General features: G+C 68.7%; 11 protein-coding genes and 4 pseudogenes. 6 read left to right on the top strand and 9 right to left on the bottom strand.

Annotated elements, in window-relative coordinates; all coding sequences use genetic code 11:
• Positions 1-2 precede the first annotated feature (2 nt).
• The 5 genes from M2271_RS02030 to M2271_RS02050 form a co-directional block, all read right to left on the bottom strand.
• Complete coding sequence (locus tag M2271_RS02030; RefSeq protein WP_280885280.1) at positions 3-1,481, bottom strand: aldehyde dehydrogenase; 1,479 nt, start codon at positions 1,479-1,481, stop codon at positions 3-5.
• Between the two features lie 43 nt (positions 1,482-1,524).
• Positions 1,525-2,124 (bottom strand): thiamine pyrophosphate-dependent enzyme, encoded by a 600-nt coding sequence (locus M2271_RS02035; RefSeq protein WP_280885281.1) that lies wholly within the window; start codon positions 2,122-2,124, stop codon positions 1,525-1,527.
• The gene (locus M2271_RS02040) at positions 2,124-2,510 is read right to left on the bottom strand and encodes a phosphonopyruvate decarboxylase (protein ID WP_280885282.1); all 387 of its coding nucleotides are present in this window, start codon (positions 2,508-2,510) and stop codon (positions 2,124-2,126) included. The genes M2271_RS02035 and M2271_RS02040 overlap by 1 nt, the downstream gene beginning before the upstream one ends.
• 370 nt (positions 2,511-2,880) lie before the next feature.
• On the bottom strand, positions 2,881-3,672 hold the full coding sequence (locus M2271_RS02045) for an alpha/beta fold hydrolase (RefSeq protein ID WP_280885283.1): 792 nt from the start codon (positions 3,670-3,672) through the stop codon (positions 2,881-2,883).
• A 46-nt stretch (positions 3,673-3,718) separates the two neighbouring features.
• A complete protein-coding gene (locus M2271_RS02050; RefSeq protein WP_280885284.1) occupies positions 3,719-4,696 on the bottom strand; it encodes a LysR family transcriptional regulator in 978 nt (325 codons plus the stop codon).
• An 85-nt stretch (positions 4,697-4,781) separates the two neighbouring features.
• Between M2271_RS02050 and M2271_RS02055 the strand changes: the two genes are divergently transcribed.
• Positions 4,782-5,981 carry a CaiB/BaiF CoA-transferase family protein gene (locus M2271_RS02055; RefSeq protein WP_280885285.1) on the top strand — a complete coding sequence of 400 codons (1,200 nt, stop codon included), beginning with the start codon at positions 4,782-4,784 and terminating at the stop codon, positions 5,979-5,981.
• Between the two features lie 48 nt (positions 5,982-6,029).
• Positions 6,030-7,199, top strand: a complete 1,170-nt coding sequence (locus tag M2271_RS02060; RefSeq protein ID WP_280885286.1) for an acyl-CoA dehydrogenase family protein — start codon at positions 6,030-6,032, stop codon at positions 7,197-7,199.
• Positions 7,200-7,259: 60 nt separating this feature from the next.
• Here M2271_RS02060 and M2271_RS02065 read toward each other — a convergent pair.
• A pseudogene (locus M2271_RS02065) lies at positions 7,260-7,811 on the bottom strand (transposase).
• Between the two features lie 194 nt (positions 7,812-8,005).
• Between M2271_RS02065 and M2271_RS02070 the strand changes: the two are divergent.
• Together M2271_RS02070 and M2271_RS02075 are read left to right on the top strand one after the other, a co-directional pair.
• A complete protein-coding gene (locus M2271_RS02070; protein WP_280885287.1) occupies positions 8,006-8,455 on the top strand; it encodes a transposase in 450 nt (149 codons plus the stop codon).
• 79 nt (positions 8,456-8,534) lie between these two features.
• Positions 8,535-8,885, top strand: a pseudogene (locus M2271_RS02075) (DUF3533 domain-containing protein); the annotation flags it as partial.
• A gap of 200 nt (positions 8,886-9,085) precedes the next feature.
• Here the strand turns inward: M2271_RS02075 and M2271_RS02080 are convergent.
• Positions 9,086-11,065, bottom strand: a complete 1,980-nt coding sequence (locus M2271_RS02080) for a beta-L-arabinofuranosidase domain-containing protein (RefSeq protein WP_280885288.1) — start codon at positions 11,063-11,065, stop codon at positions 9,086-9,088.
• 264 nt (positions 11,066-11,329) lie between these two features.
• Here M2271_RS02080 and M2271_RS02085 point away from each other — a divergent pair, with 264 nt between their 5' ends.
• A complete protein-coding gene (locus M2271_RS02085; RefSeq protein ID WP_280885289.1) occupies positions 11,330-12,349 on the top strand; it encodes a LacI family DNA-binding transcriptional regulator in 1,020 nt (339 codons plus the stop codon).
• A gap of 821 nt (positions 12,350-13,170) precedes the next feature.
• On the opposite strand, the pseudogene M2271_RS02090 reads toward M2271_RS02085, so the two are convergent.
• A pseudogene (locus M2271_RS02090) lies at positions 13,171-13,491 on the bottom strand (hypothetical protein).
• A gap of 81 nt (positions 13,492-13,572) precedes the next feature.
• Between M2271_RS02090 and M2271_RS02095 the strand changes: the two are divergent.
• Positions 13,573-13,908 (top strand): annotated as a pseudogene (locus M2271_RS02095) (hypothetical protein); the annotation flags it as partial.
• 107 nt (positions 13,909-14,015) lie between these two features.
• Here the strand turns inward: M2271_RS02095 and ilvA are convergent.
• Complete coding sequence (gene ilvA, locus M2271_RS02100; RefSeq protein ID WP_280885290.1) at positions 14,016-15,281, bottom strand: threonine ammonia-lyase IlvA; 1,266 nt, start codon at positions 15,279-15,281, stop codon at positions 14,016-14,018.
• Positions 15,282-15,309 lie beyond the last annotated feature (28 nt).

Genomic DNA, 15,309 nt, shown 5'->3' on the forward strand with positions numbered 1-15,309 from the left:
TGTCAGCGCAGGACGAAGGGGTTACCGGTGGGGGCGCCGGTGTTGATCCAGACGCTTTTCTCCTCCACGTACGCGTTGATGGCGGAGATTCCGTTCTCGCGGCCGATGCCGGAGTCCTTGAACCCGCCGAAGGGCGCCAGGTAGCTCACCGCGCGGTAGGTGTTGACCCAGACGGTGCCGGAGCGGATGCGGTCGGCCATGCGGAGGGCGCGGCCGATGTCACTGGTCCACACGCCGGCGCCGAGGCCGTAGCGGCTGTCGTTGGCGAGGGTGACGGCTTCGTCCTCGTCCTTGAAGGGGATGACCGCGAGGACGGGACCGAAGACCTCCTCCTGCGCGATGCGCATGCTGTTGCGGACGCCGGTGAAGACGGTCGGTTCGACGAACCAGCCGCTGCCGCACTCGGGGCGGGCGGCGGCCCTTCCGCCCAGGGCGAGGTCGGCGCCCTCCTGCTGTGCGATGGCGACGTAGTCGAGCACCTTGGCGTACTGGGCGGGGGTGGTGATGGGGCCGACCTGAGTGTGTTCGTCCATCGGGTCGCCCATGCGTGCGGTGCGCGCCAGGTCCACCACCTTGCCCACGATCTCGTCGTGCACACTCTCCTGCACCAGGAGCCGGGAGCCTGCGATGCAGGTCTGTCCGGTGGCGGCGAAGATGCCGGAGACGGCGCCGTTCACCGCGGCTTCCAGGTCGGCGTCGGCGAAGACGATGTTCGGTGACTTGCCGCCGAGTTCGAGGCTGACGTGCTTGAAGTCGCGGGCGGCGGCCTCGTTGATGTGGCGGCCGGTGGCGTCCGAGCCGGTGAAGGTGATCTTTCTGACCAGGGGGTGCCCGACGAGGGCGGCTCCGACGTCCTTGCCGAAACCGGTGACGACGTTGACCACGCCGGGCGGCAGGCCCGCCTCGTGGAAGAGCCGGACCAGCTCCACGGTCGAGGCGGAGGTGAACTCCGACGGTTTGATCACCACGGTGCACCCGGCGGCCAGCGCCGGGGCGATCTTCCACGCCAGCAGCATCAGCGGGGAGTTCCACGGCGTGATGACCGCGACGACCCCGACGGGCTCCTTCTTCGTGTAGGCGAAGTAGCCCTTCTTGTCCATCGGTGGGACGGTGCCTTCGATCTTGTCTGCGAGCCCGCCGTAGTAGTGGAACCACTGGGGGACGTAGCTGACTTGGCCGAACATCTCGGTGAACAGCTTGCCGTTGTCACGGACTTCGAGCTCGGCAAGGCGACGGGCGTCGGCGGCGATGGCGTCACCGAGGCGCCGCATCAGGGCGCCCCGCGCGGAGGCGGTGAGTTCGGCCCACGGGCCGGTGTGCAGGGCGCGGTGGGCGGCGGTGACCGCGTCGTCGACGTCCTGCTCGCCGCCCTTGGCGATCTCGGCCCAGGGGGCGCCCACGTAGGGGTTGTCGGTGGGAAACCATTCACCGCCGGCGGGCTTGCGGCTCTCCCCGTCGATGAACATGTCGTAGCGCTGCATGGGGAATCTCGATTCGGCGGCCCGGAGCACCCGCTGGGAGGAGTCAGAACGTGCTCAGGCCCAGCGCGGCGCGGAAGGAGTTCTTGTTGGCGACGCCGTCGCGCGGCGGAAGGGCGCGCGGCGGCTCGTCGGTGGTGATCAGCACCTGCGCGTACGTGGTTGCCGCGCGCACCCGGATCCGGGCGGCGAGGTCCTCGGCCTGGGCCGCGTCGCTGATCCGTAGGGCGTCCCGGATGCCGAAGCCCTGAGCGACGGCGACCAGGTCGGTACCCAGGCCGGTGTGGCTGGGCTGCATGCCGGTCTCGCCGAAGTGCGCGTTGTCCAGCACGACGACGGTGAGGTTGGGCGGCAGCACGGCACCGATGGTGCCCAACGCGCCGATACCCATGAGGTGTTCGCCGTCTCCCGTGACCGCGACGACCGGGCGCTCCGGCCGGGCCAGGGCGAGACCGAGGGCGAGCGGGGCGGCGGCGCCCATCGCGCCCCAGAGGTAGAAGTTGCCGGGGCGGTCGCCGGCCGCGAACACGTCGTAGCTGGGGGAGCCGAGCCCGGACACCACCAGGGTCTCCTCGGGCAGGCGGGAGATGAGGTCGGCGACGAAGCGGCGGCGGTCGATACGGACGGGGGTGTCGACGGCAGTCATCAGTTGCGCTCCCACTTCTTGCGGCCGATGAGTTTCTGTCCGAGGAGCATGGCGACGCGCTCGCCGGCCTCGAACACGGAGTCCAGGGCCGCTTCGACTGTGTCCTCGACCTCCTCCGGGGTGTCGGCGCGCAGGACGGTGATGCCCATGAGCTCCAGGGCCTGCTGGGTGGTGCGGCCCATGGGGCCCTGCCACGGGTTGAAGTCGGCGTACTCGCCGCGCATCGTCACCAGCGTGAGGAAGGGGAACTGGCACATCTGCAGCAGGGAGAACATGTTGACGCAGTTGCCCACCCCGCTGCTCTGCATCAGCAGCACCGCCCGCTGACCGCCCAGCCAGGCCCCGCTGACGACGGCTACGCCTTCCTCCTCGGTGGTCAGCACCACGTCGTTGATGGCCTTCCCGGTGGGCCTCGCGGATGGCGTGGGAGTGACCCGCGTCCGGCACGTAGGCGATCTGCTGGACCTCGCGCTTCTTCAGCGCGGCGAATACGGCCTCCTGCCAGGAAGGGGCCGGGGCGTGTTTCTGGCTCATGTGTGGCGACTCCGCTGTTCCGGGCGGCTCAAGGTGTCACACATCATGAGTGGTGATGGATGGGGTTGAACAATAGAAATCTGTGATGCTCGTATGCTCTGCCCGCATGCCCCGCACCCGCACTGGCGGCGACCTGCGGCATCACGTCGTCGGTCACGGTCTCCGCCATTCACCGTCCTCGTCCAGAACCCTGGACCGACGGTTTTCCGGCCGGGCCGTTTCTCAGTCGAGAAACGCCCTGACCAGTTCCCCGGCTTCGCTCCGGCATTCCTCGAAGTAGGCGTGCCGGGCCCCGGGGAAGATGTGGGTCCGGGCGTCGTGGATCCGGGTGGCGAGCAGCGGGGCGTTGTCCGGCGGGGTGAGCCGGTCCTGGTCGCCGTGCAGGATCAGCGTGGGCGCGCTGATGAAGGGGAGGACGTCCCAGGCGTCGTGCTCGTTGCTGGCCACCAGATGGCCGCGCCGGGCGTGCGGCGGCATGCCGGGATCGCCGAGGGTGCCGTACGGGCCGGGGTGGCCGGCCAGCCAGGCCGGGGAGTACATCAGCTCGGTCAGGGCCCGCCGGGCAGTCTCCGGGTCGGCCTGGGCCAGGGCGCGCCGCACGGTGTTGTCGCGCTCGACGGCGTGCGGTCCGCCCGGCGAAGTGCAACCCAGGACCAGGCGCCGGATCCTGTCCGGGTGGCGGGCGGCGACCCATTGCGCGACCCGGCCGCCCATGGAGGTCCCGTAGACGTCGGCCCGTTCTATGCCGAGGTCGTCGAGGACCGTGAGCACGTCCTCGGCGAACTGCCGTGTCGAGTACGGCCCTTCTGGCTTGTCGCTGGCCCCGGTCCCGCGGTAGTCGAGGGTGATGGTCGAGTGCGTGGCGCAGAAGTCCTCGCGCACGCCATCCCACCAGTGGTGGTTGTTCGCCTGCCCGGCCAGGAGCACGAGCGGGAACCCGTCCCCCTGGAGCTGGTACGCCAGCGCGGTACCGTCCTGAGCGCGGGCGTGGAGCTGGCGGATGGTGTTCGTCATGGTTCGTCCCAGGGGGTGATCGGGGGCGGGGGCGGTCAGCCGTCTGCTACGGGGTGGTGGATGCCTGGGCCTGGGCTGAGGGCCATCTGCCGTGGTCGACCCTCGAGTTGATCTGGCGTACCAGTTCCCGGGCGACGACCTCCACGGCGGGCGGCGTCCGCCCGAACCTGGGGGTTCCGAGGACGATGGAGCGCCACACATCCGGTTCGCACAGCGGTGCGGCGCTCAGTGAGCCCTGCGCGACATCCTCGGCGATGCCCACACCCGGCAGGACGGTCCAGCCGTGCCCGGCACGGACGAGCTGCTTCTGCACCCGCATGGAGTTGGTCTGGACGGCGACGTTCAAGTCCGCTCCGGCCCGCGCCGCCGCCGCGTCGATCAGGCTGCGCAGCGCGTGACCGGACGCCGGCATGATGAGCGGATGCGCTGCCGCCTCCGCGAACGGCACGGGACGATCGGCCCGCAGCCCGGCCGCCGCCGGAGCGACCGCCCACAAGCGCTCCCGCACCAGCGGGCGGGCGTTGAGTGAGGGAGTGCTGTCCAGGTTGTAGAGCAGGGTCAGGTCCAGGTCGCCGTCGTCGAGCCACTGCTGCAGATGCCCGGAGTATGCGGTGATCAGCCGGAGTTCGATGCCGGGGTGGTCGCGGGCGACGGCCGACACCAGCGACTCCGCGAGCAGGTCGCTCACGCTCTCCAGCAGACCGACAGTGACGATGCCGGTCACCACGCCGGGTGCCGGCTGCACCTCGGCGCGGGCCCGCTCCAGCTCGTTCAGGGCCCGCCGGGCCCGGTCCACCATGATCGCCCCGGCCTCCGTCGGACGCATGCCCTGCCGGGTGCGCTCGAACAGAGGGACTCCAAGCTCCTCCTCCAGAGTGCGGATCTGCCGGGTCACCGCCGGCTGCACCAGGTGCAGCAACTCGGCGGCACGCGTGACACTGCCCACCTCGGCGACCGTGATGAGCGCTTTGAGCTGCTTGACGTCCAGGGTTCTCACCGCCATCCGCACCGGACATGGTGCCATCAGATTTAGCTATTTCACTCACAGTGTCATGAGCGTTCATGATGGTACTCCCGTACGGGACACGCATGCTCCTGGAGGTCACCGCATGACCGAGCCCCCCGAAGAACTGCCGCTGGCCGGCATCACCGTCGTCAGTGTCGAGCAGGCGGTGGCGGCCCCCTTTGCCACCCGCCAGCTGGCCGACCTGGGCGCCCGGGTCATCAAGGTGGAGCGTCCCGGAGGAGGTGACTTCGCCCGCCGCTACGACAGCACGGTGTACGGCGAGTCCAGTTACTTCGTGTGGCTCAACCGGTCGAAGGAGTCCGTGACGCTGGACCTGAAGTCCGCGCGTGGGCGGGCGGTCCTGGAGCAACTGCTGGGCAGGGCAGACGTGTTCGTGCAGAACCTGGCGCCGGGCGCGGCGGTCCGGCTGGGCCTTGGCGCCGAGGCACTCGGTGAGCGCCACCCGGCACTGATCCCGTGCTCGATCTCCGGCTACGGCGCGTCCGGCCCGTGGGCGGACCGCAAGGCGTACGACCTGCTGGTGCAGTGCCAGACGGGGCTCGTCTCCTTGACCGGGACCGCCCGGGAGCCGGCCCGTGCAGGAGTGTCGATCGCCGACATCGCCGCCGGCATGTACGCCTATTCGGGCATCCTCACCGCGCTGTTCACACGGGCCACCACCGGCATCGCCCGCTCCGTGGAGGTGTCGCTGTTCGAGGCGCTGGCCGAGTGGATGAGCCAGCCCGCCTACTACACGCGTTACGGCGGCACCCAGCCCCCGAGGGTGGGCACCCAGCACGCCACGATCGCCCCGTACGGCGCGTACACCGCGGCCGACGGCAAGGACGTCCTGTTCTCGGTCCAGAACGAACGCGAATGGGCCGCGCTGTGCGAGCAGTTCCTGGGACGGCCGGATCTGGTGGACGACGCACGGTTCGCGACCGGATCCGACCGGGTGGCACACCGCGAGGAACTCAACGCCATCGTGGCCGAGCGGTTTTGCTCGTTGGACAGCGAGCAGGTGAGGAAGCTGCTCGACGCGGCGGGCATCGCCAACGCCGGGGTCAACGACGTCGAGGAGTTCCTCGCGCATCCCGTGCTCAGCGGCCGGGACCGCTGGCGGGACGTACGGATACCGGGCGGCGAACTGGTGCCGGCTCTCCTGCCGCCGGTGGACCTGGCCGGAACGGCCGCGCGTATGGGCGCCGTCCCTGCGGCCGGCGAGCACACCGAACGGATCCTGGCCGAACTGGGGCACAGCGCGGCCGACATCGACGGCCTGCGGGCCGATCACACCATCTGAACCGCCCGCCCAGGCATATCCCGTACATCCCGCAAGGAGCGGCACAGCATGAGCACTCTCGACATCCTGTCCGAGGACGAGCAGTTCATCGTCGGCACGGTGCACGACTTCGTCGACAAGGACGTCAAGCCCGTCGTGCGGGAACTCGAACACGCCAACACCTATCCCGAGGCGCTGATCGAGCAGATGAAGAAGCTCGGCATCTTCGGCCTCGCCATCCCGGAGGAGTACGGAGGAACCCCGGTTTCCGTTCCCTGCTACGTCCTGGTCACCGAGGAACTCGCCCGCGGCTGGATGAGCCTGGCCGGTGCGATGGGCGGGCACACGGTGGTCTCCAAACTGCTGCTGCACTTCGGCACCGAGGAGCAGAAGCGCCGTTACCTCCCCCGGATGGCCACCGGCGAGATCCGGGCGACCATGGCACTGACCGAACCCGGTGGCGGCTCCGACCTCCAGGCCATGCGCACCATCGCCCGCAAGGACGGTGGGGGAGGCTACGTGGTCACCGGGTCGAAGACGTGGATCACCAACTCGCGCCGCTCCCAGCTGATCGCCCTGCTGTGCAAGACGGACCCCGAGGCCACCCCCGCCCACCAGGGCATCGCTATCCTGCTCGTCGAGCATGGACCCGGCCTGACCGTCTCGCGCGACCTGCCCAAGCTGGGCTACAAGGGCGTCGAGAGCTGCGAGCTGTCCTTCGACGACTACCGCGCGCCGGCCGACGCCGTGCTCGGCGGCGTCGAGGGCAAGGGGTTCGCCCAGATGATGAAGGGCTTGGAGACCGGCCGCCTCCAAGTCGCCGCCCGCGCACTCGGTGTCGGTCGGGCGGCGTTCGAGGACTCGCTCGCCTACGCCCAGGAGCGCGAGTCCTTCGGCAAGCCCATCTGGCAGCACCAGGCGATCGGCTCCTACCTGGCCGACATGGCCACCTCGCTGACCGCGGCCCGCCAACTCACCCTCTACGCTGCCCGCGAGGCCGAAGCGGGCCGGCGCGTGGACATGGAGGCGGGCATGGCGAAGCTGTTCGCCTCCGAGACCGCCATGCAGATCGCCCTCAACGCCGTCCGAATCCACGGCGGTTACGGCTACTCGACCGAGTTCGACGTGGAACGGTACTTCCGCGACGCCCCGCTCATGATTGTCGGCGAGGGCACCAACGAGATCCAGCGGAACGTGATCGCGAGCCAGCTCGTCAAGCGCGGAAGTCTCGACGTGTGAACACCGTCGTCTGTGTGAAGTGCGTGCCCGACTCACCGGCGACCGGCACTTCGCGATGACCTACTGAGTTCTTCGGGCTGTTGTCGGGTGGAGGGTCAGTTCGGTGCCGGCGAGGCAGCCGTCGATGAGGTCCGGGTGTTGCTGGATGTCGCAAGCCGCGGCGGAGGATGCGTTCGAGATGGTCGTCGTCGGCGAAGGCGACATTGGCCAGCGGGCCGCGCCGTAACAGTGACCAGATGCCTTCCACCGGGTTCAAGTCCAGTGTATAGGAGGGCAGTTGGCCGATGGTGAGCCAGTCGTGTTTGTCTGCGTACTCGCGCATCCCGGCAGCCCGGTGGGTGTTGAGGTTGATCCCAGACGAGGACGATGGGGGCCGGCGAGTTGGATGTGGGCTCGCACGACCAGATCGCGGTAGTCGCTCCAGGCGAAGCTATTGCGTCCCTTGCCCCGGTACTTGCGGTGCCGGCGCGGGCGGTAGATCAGCCGGGAGGACTCGTCCGGCCGGTAGCAGCACATCGCGGCGATCGACCAGCGGCGCCAGGACCGGCCGCGCACCCGCACCACCGGCGTGTGTCCACGCCGACCCCAGGTGCGAGCACGCGCCGGAGTCATCGCAAACCCGGCCTCATCCTCGAAGACGACGTAAGTCAGGGCAGCCATAGCCGCAGGCAGGCCAGGGTGACCAGGGCCTGGAGTGCCTCCCGGACCCGGTTCACTGACTCTGCTGCGCACGGGGGTAGGGCGGGTCAGTGGTGATCGTTCCTGGGGTCGCTTCTTCTGTTGTGCGGCTATGGAGGCGGTAGGACATGTCGATGCGGCCGGTGGGGTTGCCGGAGGTTCCGGAGCAGACCGTGATGGTGGCCCGGGCGGCGTTCCCGAAGGGGAGCCTGGCGATCCGGGGGCGGGATCACCTCGCGGAGGTCTTCGCTGATGAGCCGTTCGCGGAGGCGTTCGGTGTGCGAGGGGCGCCGGGACTGTCACCGGGGGCGTTGTCGCTGGTGACGGTGTTGCAGTTTGCGGAGGACCTTACGGACCGGCAGGCCGCGGCGATGGCGGTGCGGGCGATCGACTGGAAATACGCGCTCGGGGTGGAACTGACGGACATCGGCTTCGACGCCAGTGTGCTGTGCCGGTTCCGGGCACGGCTCGCGGACAACGGCATGGAACGGGTCGTCTTCGACCGGCTCCTGGAGCGCTGCAAGGACGTCGGCCTGGTGGCGGCCGGGGGTAAGCAGCGAACCGCTCCACCCATGTGATCAGCGCGGTGCGGGACTTGAACCGGCTGGCGTTGGCCGGCGAGAGTGTGCGGGCGGCTCTGGAGGCCCTCGCGGTCGCGGCCTGGTTGGCAGGGCAGATCGACTGCAAATCCTCTTCGGCATGCTCGGGATCGGTGTCACGATCCTGCTCTTTGTCGTCCTGGGCAACCCCAGCGCGGGCGGCGCCTATCCGGCCTCGCTGCTGCCGCCCTTCTGGCGGGCCATCGGCCAGGCCCTGCCCCCGGGTGCGGGCACCACGACAGTGCGCAACACCGTCTATTTCTCGGGCAACGCCACCACCGGCCCGCTGTTGGTCCTCACCGCCTACGCCGTGGTCGGTGTCGTGATCAGCCTGATCGGTGCCGGTATCCGACGGGGCGGGCCAGCAGCCCCCACCCCTCAGGGACAGGCTGCCAAGCTCTCCGCCTAGCTACTTGCCCCTGAAAAGGGTTTTGCCTGGTGACCGGACTGCTGTTGTGGGTTGGTCCGGTGCCGGGGGCTGCCTGTTGTCCTTGTTCACCTGGCGACGACCGTCATGCGGCGCAGGCGGGGGCAGCGGAGGCCGAAGCTGCGCTTGAGGCGACTGACCCGGGCTTCGATACCGACATGTCGCGCCGACTGATGGGACAGTCAGGAGGTGGGCAGCCAGACGCGCATGCTGCCGTCTTGCCGGTTGGCCCAGACGTAGTAGGGGACCGCGGTGAGTTCGACGGGCTCACCGGACGGCGGCGCCGTGTCGGGGGCGTTGTCGGTGGACCGGTAGGGCCACCAGCCGTCGGCGGGGATCTGCCGTCGGTGGCCGGCGGCCACGACGGTGGTGACGCCGCCGAGCAGGTCCGGCCGGTGCTTCACGCCAAGCGGGTGGGCGGTGTCGATGACGATGTCGTCCAGCCCCCCGCCGGGGTGGTCCACCTGTTCCAGGCAGTACACCAGCGGACCGCGCTCGATGGCCACGCAGCCGCGTACGGCGTCCACCCTTGGGTCGGCCGCGGTGAGCCGGGGTTCGATGTCGAGTTCCAGCAGGACCTGGTCGCCCGTCGCCCACGGGCGTTCCAGACGCAGCCAGCCGTCCGTGACGGGGGCGTCCGACTCGTCGTAGGTCCGGGTGTCGCACCGGACCCGGTACGTGCGGCACCACTGCGGGATGCGCAGCGACAGGGTCCAGGGCCGGTCCGCCGGGCTCTCCTCGACGGTCAGGGTGATCGCGCCCTGCCAGGGGTAGTCGGTGCGGGCACTTACGGCTACGGGTGTGCCGCTGTCGAGGTCGCCGCTGTAGCGGCCGGTTACGTACTGGTGGACCTGCAGGCCCTGCGTGTCGGTGGAGGACAGGTAGTGCTCCAGGCCGGCCAGCAGCCGCATGACGTTCGGGGGGCAGCAGGCGCAGCGGAACCAGCGGGTGCGGCGGGCGGACTGGTCGCCGCCGGGGTCGGTGTGGCCGTCGCGGACCTGGAGCGGGTTGACGTACAGCCAGCCCTCGCCATCGAGAGAGACGCCGGCCAGGAAACCGTTGTAGAGGGTGCGCTCGATCAGATCGGAGTAGCGGGCCTCGCCGGTGAGCAGGGCCATCCGCCAGCTCCACTGGATCGAGGCGATGGCGGCGCAGGTCTCGCAGTAGGCGCGTTCGTTGGGCAGCTCGAACGGGTCGCCGAAGTCCTCCTCGTCGTGGTGGGCGCCGAGCCCGCCGGTCAGGTGGGTCTTGGTGGCGGTCATCGCGTGCCACAACCGCTCGGTGGCGGCGCGCAGTCCGGCGTCCCCGGTTTCCGTGGCCAGGTCCGCCGCGGCCGCCAGCAGATACAGCTGGCGTACCGCGTGCCCTTCGACATTGACCGCCGAGCGCAGCGGCACGCGGTCCTGGCAGTATGCCTCCCCTCCGAGCAGGCCGTGGCCGAAGCGGTCGACGAAGTAACCCGCCAGATCGAGGTAGCGCTGCTCGCCGGTCTCCCGGTACAGCTCGACCAGGGCGGTCTCGACCTCGGGGTGGCCGTCGACACCGTCGATGGGCTTGCCACTGCCCGGCGGCCCGAAGACCGAGTCGATCTGGTCGGCGAAGCGACGTGCGACGTTCAGCAGTTCCTCGCGTCCGGTGGCCCGGTGGTGGGCCACCGCCGCCTGGATCAGGTGCCCCGCGCAATACAGCTCGTGGCCCCAGCGGAGGTCCTGGTAGCGCTCACCGCCTTTGCGGACCTGGAACCAGGTGTTCAGGTAGCCGTCGCTCTGCTGCGCAGCCCTGACCAGGGCGATGATCCGGTCCACGTCGGCAGCAAGCTGCTGGGCCTCGGCGCCGGGCTCGGGGCGGGCCTTGCCGGGCGCCCACTGGGCGAGCTGCCAGGAGGCTGCCTCCAGCCACTTGTAGACATCGGAGTCCACGAACGGGTACGCGCCCTGGAACTCGCCGTCAGCCGTGCCCGCCACCAGTCGCAGATTGTGCAGATTCCCCGCGGACTCCAGCAGTCCCGGCCCCTGGGGGATGGATGTGTGCGCGTTGACCTCGCGGCGTGTGTGCCAGAAACCGGCGAGCACGTCGACGGCGGCGGGTCGCAGCGTCGCGTGGGCACCCGGGCCGAGACGGACCGGACCGGTGACGGGCGGAGTGGAGCGGGTGCGGGGCATGGCTCTCCGAAGAGGTCGGTGTCGGCGAGTCGACGGAGTTCTGGTGCGTCGCGCTGTCGCACGGCGACCCGTCGCATCCGGCAGTCGGTGCGCCGACCGCTGGAATCGCTTGAGCAATCGTTTTCCTAAAGGAAAGGTAGATAGCCCTTACGTATCAGTCAAGGCGCGCTCGCAAAGCGTTGCTGTTCATTGATCAGGGCTGGTCAGACCAGAGGAAGGCTGCCAGGATGTACCCGCTACCGTTGTCAGGGAAAAGGATTGCTCGTGGCCCAGGCTCCACGTACTCCCATCGCAGGCCGGGCGAAGCTCGCCGATGTCGCCGCGCTGGCCGGCGTCAGTGTGGGGACGGCCTCAAAGGCGCTCAACGGGAGCGGCAGGATGCGCCCCGAGACCCGGCAGCGGGTCCTGGCCGCAGTGGAGTCGCTCGGCTTCCGGCCCAACCAGCACGCGCAGAGTCTGCACACCGGCCGTAGCTGGACGGTCGGCCTGATGACCACGGACGGCATCGGCCGCTTCAGTACCCCCGTGCTGCTGGGTGCGGAGGACGCGCTCGGAGCCGGGAAGATCTCCGTCCTGCTGTGCGACACCCGGGGCGACGCCATCCGGGAACAGCACCACCTGACCAACCTCATGGACCGTCGGGTGGACGGCATCATCATCACCGGCCGCCGCACCGACGCCCGCCCTCCCTTGAAGGGTGCGGAGCCGATTCCTACGGTTTACGCACTCTCCCCGTCCACGAACGAGGCCGACATTTCCGTGGTCTCCGACGATCGGAGCGGAGCCCAACTGACCGTCGAGCATTTGATCGCGACCGGTCGTACCCGGATCGCGCACGTCACCGGCCCGGCACACCACGCGGCCGCCAGTGTCCGCGCCAGCCACACGGTCGAGTTCCTGGAGCGCTCCTCGCTGAAACTGGCGACCGGGCGCGTCCACTTCGGCGAATGGAGCGAAGCATGGGGACGCCGTGCCGCCGACGCGGTCCTGCGTACGGCTCCGGACACCGACGCCTTCTTCTGCGGCAACGACCAGATCGCGCGCGGCGTCGCGGACACCCTGCGCGAGCGCGGTGTGGACGTCCCCGGCCAGGTCGCGATCGTCGGCTACGACAACTGGGACACCATGGTCCTGGCCTGCCGCCCGCCCCTCACCACGATCGACATGGACCTCGGCGAGATCGGCCGGACGGCCGCCCTGCGACTGCTGGATGCCATCAACTCAGAGCCCGAGCCGGGCGTGCACACCGTCCCGTGCCGCCTGGTGGTCCGCGAATCCACCTGAGAGCCGCCGCTTGGCTCGGGCGGCCGCGAGAGCGGTGTCAGTCACCTCGCCCACCAGTTCACTACAGTAATTAACCTCAATACCAGTGTGCCCCTGTCCGCCCTTACTGAGGGCTGAGACAGTGGAACACTGCCAAGTGCGATGAACGCGCTGGAATTTCCTTTAGGGCGTCTTACCGGCTACCAGGAGTAAACCCCCGGAACGCATGGAATCCGTAAACCAGGGTCAAGGGCGCAACTGGCGGAACAGCGACGGCAGGATTGGCGACTCAGCAGCTGGGGCCGTCGAAGCTGCACGGCGGTGCTGGAGTGTATTGGTATTGCCCTCCGAGAGAAGAGTGCGCTGCAACGGTGGTCGGGTTACCGGTCGACGGTGTGACGACGGTCGGGGTAATCGCCATGAGAGCGCTGGCAGCAGCGACTGTGACCAGCGCGATACATGTACGGCGTATATGCATAAGTTCCTCCATTGATACGGGACGTTAACTTCCTGGCCAGCATATTTAATTCAGAGAGCAGGAGGCTATAGCGGTACACGCTCTTAGCTCGTTGTTTAACCTTTCGTCCTGAGGGATGGTGGGCAGGCTCTTGTATGGCCGCGCGCTTGCAGAAAGAATCGATATGGTCGACCTGTGAGAGCTACTGGTAAGTTCGCTGTCGAAAAATATCTTCCCGGGGGCTGGTTGGGATCCCCCGGTGCCGGGAGAATGGCGGTTGACGCTGACGGTGCACATCGGTTTCGGCTATCAGCTCAGCTGAATGTGCCGACCAGGGGCCGTGTCCGATCGCAACCGTCCCCATGATCGATGGAGATGTGGCTTCTCACGCCAGCGCCTCGTGGTTCACCCAGGCCGTCTTGTACGGGTAGCGGGTACGCCACGTGTCGAACACTTTGGTGATTCCCGACGAGGCGAACAGGGCCCCCAGTGCATCCAGGTCGGCGACACCGAGCTGGATGACGGCGGTGGCGATGAACGCCGGGATCGACTATTCCTCTCCAGGGACTCGAATGTGGCGCTGTGCGGCGAACGACAGGAGCGAGCCGGTGTCATTCGCGGCTTTTTCGATATCCGCCAGGTACTGATCCAGGTCGGCGTCGGGAACCGGTTCGGTGAACTGAACAAGCAGTGTGTGGTTGATCATGACGTCCATCTGACCACCCTGCCGCCGACCACGTCCAAGACACATCCCGCCTCATTCGATAACCTACTGGAATGGATCTGCTCGCTGCAGATCTGGGAGAACTCCGACGACGACGTGGTGATCACCCTCCCGACCATCGGCCCCGAGGACGCCAAGGTCACCCTGTGCAAGGCGCTTCCAGGGCTGCCGGTTCCGCCTCCGTTGACGAACCGCAGGGGCCCATGGGCGCCGACAAGACCATCCACGTCGAGGACGACGACCTGCACGGCATCGGCGCCATCGGCACATCCCTGATGCCGGCCAAGGCGATCGAGAAGGCCAGCTACAGCCTGGTGATCTCCGGCATGGCGTCCACACGACGGCGCCAAGGGCGTCGTACCGGCACTGCCGACCGAGCGCCTGGGCGTGCCGCAGGTCCCTGCTCCCCCGAGGAGCATCAGCTTACCGATGGGCAAAGCACACCGATGGGCTGTTCTGCCGCTGAGGCTGTCCCTGGCGGCGTGCTTGCCCGCCAGGCGCGGGTGTCAGGTCAGGAACGTGAAGAGCGGGCTGTCCGGAGGGACCCGCTCGATCCGGTGCGGGACCTTTTCCATGCGGTCCAGCAGCGGCTCGAGGCCGTCAGGCGCACCGAGTTCGATGCCCACCAGCGCGGGGCCCGTCTCACGGTTGTTCCGCTTCACGTACTCGAAGAGTGTGATGTCGTCGTCCGGCCCCAGCACGACGTCGAGGAACCACCGCAATGCGCCCGGTTCTTGCGGGAACTCGACGAGGAAGTAGTGCTTGCGTTCTTCGAAGAGCAGCGCGCGTTCGACGATCTCGGCGTACCTGCTCACGTCGTTGTTGCCACCCGAGACGACGCACACGACCGTCGCGCCGGGCTCCAGGTCCAGACCGCGGTCGAGCGCGGCGGACGCCAGGGCACCCGCCGGTTCGCTGATGATGCCGTCGGACTGGTAGAGGTCGAGCATCTCCACACAGACCCGGCCTTCCGGCACGGCGAGCATGCGAGGCGGCTGCCGGGCGACAACCGTGTAGGTGTGGCGGCCGACCGTCCGTACGGCTGCGCCATCGACGAAAGGATCGACTTCCGACAACGTCACGGGACCTCCGGCGGCCAGCGCCGCTGCCATACCCGCCGCGCCCTGGGGCTCGGCCCCGAACACCTGGACGCTCGGGTGCGTCTCACGGAGCCAGGTGATGGCGCCCGCGAGCAGACCTCCACCGCCCACGGGGACGATCACCGCATCCGGAGCGCGGCCGAGCTGCTCGACGGCTTCCCTCACCACGGTGCCCTGTCCCGCGATGGTGCGCGGGTCGTCGAAGGCGGGTACGAGCGTCGCTCCGGAAGTACGGGCGTATTCGATCGCCGCAGCGGCGGCGTCGTCATAGGTGTCACCCTCGACGACCATGTGGACGTGCTCGCCGCCGAGTGTCCTCACCCGGTCCCGCTTCTGCCGGGGGGTCGTCCTCGGCAGGTACACCCGGGCGGGCACCCCGAGGAAGGCACAGGCCAGTGCGACACCCTGGCCGTGGTTGCCGGCGCTCGCGCAGACCACACCTCGCCGGCGTTCCTCCGCGGACAGCTGCGCGATGAGGTTGTAGGCGCCCCGTGCCTTGTAGGACCGTACGGCCTGCTGGTCCTCACGCTTGAGCCACACGTCGAATCCGTACCGCGCGGACAGCCGCTCACTGCGGTGCAGGGGACTCGGCCGGATCACCTCCGCACACCGTCGGGCGGCCGCCACCACATCCGATGCGCCTACGCTGCCGGTCCCGCTGTCCTCAGTCACCTGTTTCTCCTGTCGTATCGTTGTGCGC

It is taken from the genome of Streptomyces sp. LBL, from assembly GCF_029893585.1.
Taxonomy (GTDB): Bacteria; Actinomycetota; Actinomycetes; order Streptomycetales; family Streptomycetaceae; genus Streptomyces.